8 protein-coding genes and 5 pseudogenes are annotated in these 9,771 nt (G+C 68.6%); 7 read left to right on the top strand and 6 right to left on the bottom strand.

What is annotated here, in order from left to right:
• The 5 genes and pseudogenes from ABZ624_RS40920 to ABZ624_RS40940 form a co-directional block, all read left to right on the top strand.
• Positions 1 to 801, top strand: a pseudogene (locus ABZ624_RS40920) (IS4 family transposase); the annotation flags it as partial.
• A gap of 1,440 nt (positions 802 to 2,241) precedes the next feature.
• Positions 2,242 to 4,605, top strand: a complete 2,364-nt coding sequence (locus tag ABZ624_RS40925) for a hypothetical protein (protein WP_360100439.1) — start codon at positions 2,242 to 2,244, stop codon at positions 4,603 to 4,605.
• Positions 4,587 to 4,769: a hypothetical protein gene (locus tag ABZ624_RS40930; protein ID WP_360100442.1), complete on the top strand. Its 183-nt coding sequence runs from the start codon at positions 4,587 to 4,589 to the stop codon at positions 4,767 to 4,769. Before ABZ624_RS40925 ends, ABZ624_RS40930 begins: the two co-directional genes overlap by 19 nt.
• Before the next feature lie 285 nt (positions 4,770 to 5,054).
• Entirely contained in the window at positions 5,055 to 6,152 is a 1,098-nt protein-coding gene (locus ABZ624_RS40935; protein WP_360100445.1) for a hypothetical protein, read from the top strand.
• 101 nt (positions 6,153 to 6,253) lie between these two features.
• A complete protein-coding gene (locus ABZ624_RS40940) occupies positions 6,254 to 6,424 on the top strand; it encodes a hypothetical protein (RefSeq protein ID WP_360100448.1) in 171 nt (56 codons plus the stop codon).
• On the opposite strand, the pseudogene ABZ624_RS40945 reads toward ABZ624_RS40940, so the two are convergent.
• Positions 6,416 to 6,670 (bottom strand): annotated as a pseudogene (locus tag ABZ624_RS40945) (transposase); the annotation flags it as partial. The gene ABZ624_RS40940 and the pseudogene ABZ624_RS40945 sit on opposite strands and share 9 nt — an antisense overlap.
• Positions 6,670 to 7,041: pseudogene (locus ABZ624_RS40950) on the bottom strand (helix-turn-helix domain-containing protein); the annotation flags it as partial. The pseudogenes ABZ624_RS40950 and ABZ624_RS40945, both read right to left, overlap by 1 nt.
• 183 nt (positions 7,042 to 7,224) lie before the next feature.
• On the opposite strand from ABZ624_RS40950, the gene ABZ624_RS40955 reads away from it, so the two are divergent.
• Positions 7,225 to 7,386: a hypothetical protein gene (locus ABZ624_RS40955; RefSeq protein WP_360100451.1), complete on the top strand. Its 162-nt coding sequence runs from the start codon at positions 7,225 to 7,227 to the stop codon at positions 7,384 to 7,386.
• 196 nt (positions 7,387 to 7,582) lie between these two features.
• Here ABZ624_RS40955 and ABZ624_RS40960 read toward each other — a convergent pair whose 3' ends face one another.
• The 4 genes and pseudogenes from ABZ624_RS40960 to ABZ624_RS40975 form a co-directional block, all read right to left on the bottom strand.
• Entirely contained in the window at positions 7,583 to 7,864 is a 282-nt protein-coding gene (locus ABZ624_RS40960) for a hypothetical protein (protein WP_360100454.1), read from the bottom strand.
• Positions 7,865 to 7,933: 69 nt separating this feature from the next.
• A pseudogene (locus tag ABZ624_RS40965) lies at positions 7,934 to 8,192 on the bottom strand (transposase); the annotation flags it as partial.
• A gap of 41 nt (positions 8,193 to 8,233) precedes the next feature.
• Positions 8,234 to 8,482, bottom strand: coding sequence for a type II toxin-antitoxin system RelE/ParE family toxin (locus ABZ624_RS40970; RefSeq protein ID WP_360100457.1), 249 nt, complete (start codon positions 8,480 to 8,482; stop codon positions 8,234 to 8,236).
• Positions 8,479 to 8,751, bottom strand: a complete 273-nt coding sequence (locus tag ABZ624_RS40975) for a type II toxin-antitoxin system prevent-host-death family antitoxin (protein WP_360100460.1) — start codon at positions 8,749 to 8,751, stop codon at positions 8,479 to 8,481. Before ABZ624_RS40975 ends, ABZ624_RS40970 begins: the two co-directional genes overlap by 4 nt.
• A 108-nt stretch (positions 8,752 to 8,859) precedes the next feature.
• On the opposite strand from ABZ624_RS40975, the pseudogene ABZ624_RS40980 reads away from it, so the two are divergent.
• Positions 8,860 to 9,543 (top strand): annotated as a pseudogene (locus ABZ624_RS40980) (IS6 family transposase); the annotation flags it as partial.
• Positions 9,544 to 9,771 lie beyond the last annotated feature (228 nt).

Consider the following 9,771-nt stretch of genomic DNA (forward strand, 5'->3'; position numbering starts at 1 on the left):
TTCAGCGGCTTCTACCGGCTGGTCACCACCTTGACCGACGCCCGCCGGCACCCCGCAGCGGCGCTGATCAACCTCTATCACGAGCGCTGGGAACACGAGAGCGCGTACTACGCGCTCCGCCACACGATCCTGGCCGGCCGGAACCTCCGCTCGGGCGACCGCGCCGGCCTCGAACAGGAGATGTGGGCGCTGCTCACGCTCTACCAGGCCCTACGGGCCGTGATGGTCGAGGCCGCCGAGTCCATCCCCGGCACCGACCCCGATCGTTGCTGCTTCACCGTGGCTCTCCAGACCGCCCGTGACCAGGTCGTCCAGGCCATCGGGATCGTCCCCGAGGAGCCCGGCTCCCTCGGGCTGATCGGCCAGCGGGTGCTGGCCCGACTCCTCGCGCCCCGCCGACACCGGACCAGCACCCGCAAGGTCAAGTCCCCGATGTCCCGCTACAGCGAGCGACGCGACGACGGCCGTCCCGATCACAGCCGCACCATCACCGACCTCACCGTCACCGTCCTCCAACCCCGCCCCGAACAGCCGCCTTTGCCCACGACCTCCCGCGACGACCGCTACACCGCCCCAGCGCAGCGCCGACGACACCGGATTCTCGCCCTGCTGCAGGACGACCCGACGCGCCTATGGAGACCCGCGGAGATCGCCGCCCACTTCGGCGACATCACCCTGCACACCATGTATCGGCAGCTCTCCCGATGGGCCGACACCGGGCTCATCCACAAACTCGGGCCCGGCCTCTACGCAGCCACTGCCTGGACCTCAACCCCCTTGCCACCAGCACAAACAGGCTAACTCCCCGGCCTTGGGTCAAGGCCCCTCCGCAGAGGAGCAGGGCTTTGTCACCGGACACGGGCACCGGCTGTCCGACGGCAAACCTGAATGGACCCGCGAAGGCGCTGGCCAGGGCGCTCGGTGCAGGTGTGGGCATACCACGGCTGCGCACGTAGGACCCTTCCCCTACGCCTGCACCGGCCTCATCCCTGAGTGGAACTGCCATTACGAGTGCGAGTGTCGGGAGTTTCGGAGCGATGTGTCATGGTCATCGAGCGACTGGCTGACGGCAGCAGCTGATTGCCCTCGGTGCAAGGCGAGGCAGCGCTGATGGCAAGCCGGCAACCGCACGGTTACCTGTATATGTCCCACCGAGTGATTTTCGGCGCTCCCCGTGGAACGGGCCGCGCGGACAACTCATTGCGCGTCCGCGGGATGGTCGGCACGATTCTGGCGAAGTGCCCTTGCTATCAAGGCAGCCTGGTGGAATTGGCAGAACTTGCTGTTCACGAGGTCGTTCATCTCCGCAAGCGGCCAACAAGGGAGGTCTCGCTGAAGTCGCGTCAGGACGCCTTTACGACACGTGGTCCCCGGGGATCTCGTCGATCGCTGGAGGGGAGTATCAAAAAGAAAAAGGCCCCCGCGACCTGTAGCAAGTCGAGGGGGCGGGCCAACGGACTTTTGTGGAAGGAGTCCGGCGGCCAGCCGACCACCCCTCCAACAGGTCCAGGTGATCGACATGCATCAGGGTACCCGTACCCTGCCCCGGACACACAGCACCCCGCCGTGGTGCCAGCAGCGCGTGATCGCAGGCTGGCCCTTCGGTGGGGTGTTTGTGCTGCGCGCAGCCGTCTGCCCCTCGGTTGAGGGGAGCGGCATGAGTTAGGTCGACGGGCGGTTTGGCCGCCCGGGGCGTCCAGCTCCCAGGTGATTCGCAGTCACCTCGGCTGGCGCCCCATCTGCCACCGGAGGGTTTCGCAGGCCCTCCGAAGGGATCGTCCGTCCGGTTCGCAGCCGGTCGAACGGTTCATCTCTCGGTTCTCACCAGAACCCGAAGCGCCCGAGTCGGGGCTTCGTTGTGCCCACTCCCATAGAGAGGAGCGGTGTCATTTTGCATGACCGCTTGGGCTTTGGCCAGCCCGCATACACCCGTTTCGCCCCTGTATGGGGGTTTGCGAAATCCCGCCTTGACCGATTTCACAGCCCGATTCGTCCGGTAAGTCCTGCCGTGGAGCAGGATCGCTGCGCATTTCGCGTGGCGGGACGCCTCCTCACACGGGTCCAGCCCTTGGTTGTCCACAGCCCCGTCGGCGCTCGCTGGAATCTGTCCACAGGTGACCTGGTCCAGGGTCGCCGGATGGATCATGTTCTGACGCCCCTGCGGGGTGTGCAGTGAGCGCGGTCGCGGCGTCGGCCGCTGCCGTGGACGGGAGCGCGCCGGTTCGGCGGCAGCGCGTGCGGGTGCCGATGCGTTTGGTGTCGTCGGCGGCGTACGCGGATGTCGCGCTGTCGGTGTACTTGAAGGTGAAGGCGCTCGGGCTGCGTCCGGAGGGGTGCCAGGCGAAGTCGTCGACGATCGCCTCGTATCTGGGGATGTCGGTGGCGTCGGTGGAACGCGGGATGACGCAGCTGCGCCGTCCGGGTCCGGATGGTGTGGTGGAGCTGGTCTCGGATCGTCGGACGCTTCCGGGCGGCACGGGCACGTCGGCTCTGCGGACGGTGCGGGCGATGACGCGTACGGAGGCGTTCGTGTGGCTGCCGGTGGCGGCCGCGGAGGACCTCACGCCCCGGCAGCTGCGTGCGTACGCGCTGATCGCGTATGCGCAGGCGCAAGGGATCGCGCTGACGGAGGCGGAGCTTGCGGCCGGCCTGCGGCACCACTCGGGCCAGAAGGCGGGTCAACCACTGTCGGTGACGGCGGCTTCGGCGGTCGTGGACGAGGTGGAGGCGGCGCGCTGGGTGACGGTGCAGCGGCGTGCGGGGGCGCAGGGACGCAACCTGTACATCGCGCACGACATCGCTCCCGAGGGCCGTCCGGACGGTGGCTGCACGGCGGTCGCCGGGGCTGTTGAGGCGCCCGTGACCAGTGGTGCGCAGGAGTCGGTTAGTTCCCCGGTTGGTGAGGGATCGGGTTCTCCGGTTGGTGAGGGATCCCTCGCGAATGAGGAATCACCTAGGACTGACTCACCGGATGACGAGCGCGCATTCTTCTCATCCGCCGTAGGCGAGGTACCGGTAGTTGAGAGCACGGGGACCGTGAAAAACCCGGCTGACGCGACTGCGCGCACGGAAGCCGGCGGTGGTCTCGCGCTTCGCGCGGGTGGAAACAGCCAGCCCTCCTCCTCGAAGCCGGATACCGAAAAGCGCAGCAGGGGCAGGAGGTCCGCGCGGTCGTCGTACGACGGACCGCAGCTGGCCATGAGTCCGCAGATCTACGCCGTGCTGGAACCGGTCCACCTGCTGCTGGAGCGGGTGACCAACGACTTCGTCGTCCGGCAGATCGCCCGTGAGGTGGGCCGCCAGCTGCGTGAGGGCACCGACGCCGAACGCCTGCACCACCGGCTGACCGCCCGGTTCGCCAAGGTGATGATCTCGGAGATCCGTGACCCCGGCCGGTGGCTGCTCGGGGTGGCCCTGCCACGCTGGGGCTGCGGCTACCAGGACTGCGAAGCCGGTGTCCTGTGGTCGACCGGCAAGGACTGCGAGGTGTGTGCCGAGATCGTCCAGGACAAGGCCGCTGCCCGACGGCGTGCCCAGCGCATCGAGCAGGGCCTGTGCCCCGAGCACGACACCCGCCCCGGCCCGGCCGGACGCTGCGCCGACTGCGTGCTGGACGACGCGATCCGCAACCCGGGCCCGGTCCCGGCGCCGCGCGAGCCGGAGGGTCCGCCGCGCGGATCCTGCCGGGACTGCGGCGCCCGGATCATCGTCGTCGGCCGCGCCCTCGAGGACGGCCTGTGCAAGCTCTGCCGCGAGGAAGCCGCTGCACTGGGCGCAGCCGTCGTGCCCACGCCCGCCGCCGCACCGGCCAGGCAGGAGACCTGCTCGGGCCAGGACGGAACCGTGCCATGCAACCGCAAGCCCTGCCGTCCCGCAGCGTCTGCGGTGTCCACCGCGTCCAGGAGCTGGCCGGGAAGGCGGCGTGATGACCGAGGACCCGGAGCTCAGCGGCGTCGACCTGGCCCGCGTCGCACTGCGCGCTGCGAAGGTGGCGGCGCAGAAGAACGGCGGCGGTCGTACGGCGCAGCCGAAGCCGCGCACGACCCGGTGGTCCGGCGTGGCGGGCGCGAGCCGATGGGGCTTGGTGCCGCGATCGGCGCGCTGGTGATCGAGCGGGCCTGGGGCCGCCGGCGCTTCGCTGCGGGAGCGGTGGGCGGCCATCGCACCGGAGCTGGCCGGGCACGTCGCCGCTGTCGGGTACGACGCCGATTCCGGCCGGCTCACCGTGTGCCCGGAGTGGGCGGCCTGGGCGACGAAGGTCCGCTTGGAGCAGGCCCGGTCATCGCGGCCGCCAACGAGTCGGCCAGCCGCACGGTCGTGCACGCCCTGCGGATCCTCGCACCCGGCACAGTGCCGGTGCTCGAGCTGGCCGATACCGATCCGGCGCCCGCCGCCGCGCCCGCGGGGCCGGTGCACACCCGGGAGACTGCCTCGCCCGGCTACCGTCGCGCGCTCGCCGCGCACCAGGAGGCCGCGCCCGCACGGCGGGTCGACCGAGTATCGCGGAGGCTGTGGAGCGGCAGACGAAGGCCATGCGCGAGCTCAGCCGCGGCGCCTTCCCCGCCCTTCGCACCGCCTACGAGGACATGCTGGCGCTGCTGCTGAATTCTCTGCAGCGCTCGCAAATCCAGCTGTCGCACAAGCTCGGCTACGCCTTCAACCAGGTCCTGGGCGAGCTGCGCAACAGCTCGATCCCCAACGCGGCAGCCATCGCCGCCCTCGCCCGCTCGCCATGCCGCTCCACCGCACCGCACCGGCCGCCTCGCTGAGCCCTGGAATACAGACGACGTGTGGTGACCGAGAGAGGCATAGCGCGTCGTCCGTCCGGATTCCGTCGTGTCGTATGGGCGGGGGTCGGGTACAGCTTTGCCATCGGGCATCGTGGGAGGGGGCCACGGGGTGGGGAAGGCGAGCCGGGCAAGCGGGAGCGCAGCAGGGACAAGTCAGGGCAGTGGACGGCGGTCGGCGCGGCGCGGGCTGCGCATCGCCTGCGGGAGCAGACAAGGCGGTGCCTGGTCGGCAACCCGTGGGTGCAGATGACGCTGGCCTCCAACATGAACAATGTCGTTACCGAACTGCGCGGCGTGCTGTTGCACAGCGATCTCGCGGACATGCCCGACCGGCCCGAGGGGCTGGAGTGGGATGCGGCGCTGTCGATGACGCTGGGCAAGCAGGGCTACCGGCCACCGTGGCCGCGGGAGCCCGGGGAGGCTGCCGCGTGGCAGATACGTCAGATCGGGAAGCTGCTGCGGCAGGCGGAGGCCCTGGTCATCTCCCCGGCCGCGCACGCCGCGGTCATGGCCGCGGCCGCCACCCTCGAGCCGGCCGATGTCAGCACGCTGGACCGTGACCGGAACATCCTCATGGCCACCGGGCTGCTGGTGCTGCCCGAGCCCCTCGTGGTCGTCAACCGCACCGGCTCCCTGTCGGACACCAAGGCCTTCGGCTGGCAGTTCATCACCCAGCACCAGATCCTGCCCACCGCCCAGTACCCCGGCGTGCGGGTGGCGACGTTCATGGACCGCGACGGACCCGTGCAGCCGCCCGGATGGCGAGAGGCGGTTTCCCAGGCGCGCGCGTCCGGAAGCCCGCTGCCGCCACTGATGCCGGACGGCATGTACGGGATGCGGGGTGATGCGTGCCTGGCGGAGGAGAGCAGCGAGATGCTCGCGGATCTGTCCGAGCGCCACCGCCAGCTGCAGAAGGCCCTCACCCAGGCCTCCCGGTGGCGTTTCGAGCCGGTCGCCGAGATTGGGGAGTGGGACGGCGGTCGTGTAGAGGACCCTTACGACGACTTTGCGGGCCGCTACATGTTCGCCTTCTGGCGGCTGATCGCCCAGGGCGTCACGGCCGTCAGCCCGCCCCAACCCGCATCCGGGGTGCGCACAGCGGTAAACGGCGGTGACGGCTCTGTGCCGCCGCGCCCCGATGTGCGGGTTATCCGGCTCGCTGCGCCCTCTGCACGGCCGTCGGACGGGGCGGAAGAGGCGAAGCGGGTGTACCACCACCGGTGGCCGGTGCGGATGCACAAAGTGCGGCAGTGGTACCCCAGCCTTCAGGAGCACGGGGTGATCTGGCGCGGCCCCTATATCAAGGGGCCCGCCGATGCTCCGCTGATGAGGAGGGAGAAGGCGTACCTCGTGGGCTCATGAACCCCCACCTGAAATCGGCACAGGCCAGTGAGGGCGGCGCCGCCTGCGCGGAAACACGGCCACTTTCACGATCAGGTACGCAATCAAGGTGTCCGCGCAGCGTGTTGGTGATCGCGAACCTGGTTGCAAAACGGCGTCGGGGCAACGCGCGCAGCCGGGTCCGTCTGCTGCCGGTCGCCCAGGCGCAGAGCGTCGCCGTCCGGGAGGCCCGTGCGGCCGCCGGCGCGGTGTTTTCAGACCTCGCCGTTACTGACCTCGGCTCTTCAAGGTGACGCGAGAATGTCGAGGGTCAGGCCGGTACCCGCTATGAAGCCGTCGAGAGTGTCGGGCCGGTACTGAAGTCGCTTGAGCCGGTTGCGTACGAGGGCTTCGAGTCGGTCCAGGGCGACCACGGCGAGATTGGCCAGACTGCGCTTGACGTGCGCCCACACCCCCTCGACCGGGTTGAGGTCGGGCGAGTACGCGGGCAACAGGAACACCGTCAGCCATTCACGTTCGGCGATCAGCTCACGCATGGAGCACCCGAGACGCTGTACGAGACGTGGAACTTCCTGCCGATCAGCGTGGCCACCCGAGCGGCGGTCCACACCTGGTCCTCCACCCAGCCGTGCGCGGCCGGACCCTGCTCCAGATAGGCGGCCAGCTTCTCCAGACAGCGCGGGGACAGACGGCATCGGGATCCGCTCGGGCCACGGGAGGCCAGGGCCTGCACGCCGCCATCCCGCCACAACTGATGCCATTGGTAGGCCGACTTCGGGCTCACCCGCAGGCGCCACGCCACCTCCGACGGCTTGATCTTCTGCTCGAACAGCTCAGCCGCCTGCATCCGTACCGACTCCCGGCGCCGCCGCTCCGCGGCGGTCAGCCCGCCCCCATCCGCATACCTCACACACCACGGGTACAGCCATCGCCCAAGGCCCATCAGGGACTTCGGAAGAGTTCACCCTGACGAGCCGAAGTCAGTAATGCGGGCGCGGCATGTGGCGTTCTCCGAGGCGGCTTCCTCTAGCTGGCGGGTGAGGTCCTGGTTCAGGGCGTTCAGCTGGTCTGCTCTGGTTGCTGTGTCGGGGGCGTGGATGGCATCGAGCTGGTGGCGCAAGGCTGCCTGGAGCCGGTCGCGTTCGTCGCGGAGTTCTTTGATTTCCTGCCGGGCGGTTTCGAGTTCGGTGCGCAGGCTGAGTGGGCTGGTGGGCTTGCCGGGGCAGATGGGGTGCTGTGGGCTTGGCGGAGTTGAGCTGCCTCGATGTGCTCGCGTACGCCGGAGGCATAGGTGAGCCATGTGGAGACTCAGGCCGCGCGGGCGACTGCGGCGAAGGTGAGCGGCTTTCCCTGTTTCTCGAGTGTGGCGAGAACGGTGAGGACACGGGCTCGTTTGTCGAGACTGTGACGGCGTCTGGCTTCGGCGAGGGGGGCGGGGTTGCCGCGGGGATTCATCGCGGGTCTTTCGGTCGGGCAGTGGTGAGGGGCAGGAAGGTGTGGTTGTCGCCTGCTCGTGCTTTGCGCAGCACGGTGCTGGCCTCTTCGATCTGGGCGCGTTCGGAGGCGGGGAGGGATGCCAGGTGTGTGTTCATACGGTCGATGACGCGCTGGTAGGCGGTGATTTGTGCGGTGAGGGCGATGGTGGCGAACTCGGCTGCGCCCATGGCGAGTGCGGTTTCGCGGTCTGCTCGTAGTTCGTTGATGTGGTGCTCGATGGCGGGCAGGGAGGCCATGAAACAATGGCTCACACACCCACTGACCAGCTAATTCGTAATCACTGATAGAAACCGCCCGGCGTCGAGAGGCCGGTTCTGCCAGCTGGTGACCTCGTCCGCGATCACGTCGGCCACCTTCGACACCAGCGCTGGGGACACGGCGTGCCCCCTGCGACGCGATCTGCGGGACGAACTCACCCTTACGGTCCCGCGGCACCTCGAGGGTGACCGGACCCGCCATGGTGATGACCGTCTTTTCGAAGCTGCCGTTACGGTTGTTCCCACTGCCCCACCCGGCCGGATCCCCCGCCTCGCAGCCGAGATGGTCCGCCATCTCGACCTGCAGGTAAGGGCAAAAAGGGCACTCTGCCTACTTCGAACGCCCTCTCAGCCGGTATGTCCGACGTGTTCGATGTGCAACGTGTCGTTCACGGTGTCGATGCGGTACAGGATCCGCCACGGGCCGCTGCGCAGCCTGCGATGACTGGTGCCCCAGGCCCGGGAGCCCTGAGGGGCTGGATCGTCGGCAAGCCGGTCGGCGGCCTCCAACAGGGCGTCCACGCCTACCGGATCGGCCTTGAGGTAGCTGGTCGCCTCGTTGAGGGCTGCGGGCTCCCACGTGACCGTCCAGCTCACGCCTCCGCCCCGCTCCGGCCAGCCGCTTCGAGGAGCGCGCGGCGTGCTTCGGCGTGCGGGACGGGAGCGGGGACGATACCCAGGGCGCGGTCACGCTCCAGACGGGCGATGGCGAGGGCGTCCTCGAGGTCCTCCAGCTCGGCCGGGGAGACCAGGACCGCAGCAGGTGTACCGCGGTCGGTCAGAATGATGTGCTCGTGCTGGGCGGCACGGCGCGCGAGGTCACCCAGGCAAGTACGGGCTTCAGCGATCGGATATGTACTCGACATCACTCTACTGTACACCCACGTTACATTTTGGGTGGTACCCCTGTTGCTGTCACGTTGAGCTGGGCCCGAGAGAAGATCTTCAGGTTGGTCGCCTCGGAGGGTCTGTTGGTGGGTGCCGGAGCACCGTCGTACAAGGGTCACCGCTACCCGGCGGAGGTCATCTCGCACTGTGTGCGGCTGTGCTTCCGTTTCCCGCTGTCGTTTCGTGAGGTCGAGGAGCTGATGCTCCAGCGCGGCGTGATCGTCTCGTACGAAACGGTGCGCCGCTGGTGCAACACGTTCGGGCAGGCCTACGCCAACGGACTGCGCCGTCGCCGGCCGCGGGCCGGGAGCAGTGGCATCTGGACGAGGTCTTCGTGAAGATCAACGGCGAGCGGCACTACCTCTGGCGGGCTGTCGATCAGGACGGCAACGTCCTGGACATCCTCGTCCAGTCCAGGCAGGACACCAAAGCCGCCAAGCGGTTCATGGCCGAGCTGATGAAGAAGCAGACCCGTGTCCCCCGGGTCCTGGTGACCGACAAGCTGAAGAGCCACGGAAGCGCGCACCGCGAACTCACGCACTCGGTCGAGCACCGTTCACGCAAGGGCCTGAACAACCGGGGGCGAGAACAGCCACCAGCCCACCAGGCAACGCGAACGTGCGATGAAAGGCTTCCGCTCACCCGGAGCCGCCCAGAAGTTCTTATCCGCGTTCAGCGGCATCTCACCCCACCTCCGGCCCCCACGCCACCTGACAACCGCCGCCGCCCACCGCTTCGAGAAACTCCTCCACTTCACCCTCTGGGACCACATCACCACCGGCATCGGTCTGCCCACAGGAGCCTGGCCCCAAGCCCCCAGCGAAGGCCCGACACACCCCGACACACCAACAGACGATCACACCCCCAACAACGTAACAACACCCACCGGCCAGGACGTTGGCAGTTCATGGTCGCCGCTTTGTCACGTGCTGTCGAAGAGCTGGGACAGACCACGTTCGATGACCGTCGCAACGTCCTCGGTGCCGGCGGGCACGACC

The organism is Streptomyces sp. NPDC007205, assembly GCF_040634095.1.
Lineage (GTDB): Bacteria > Actinomycetota > Actinomycetes > Streptomycetales > Streptomycetaceae > Streptomyces.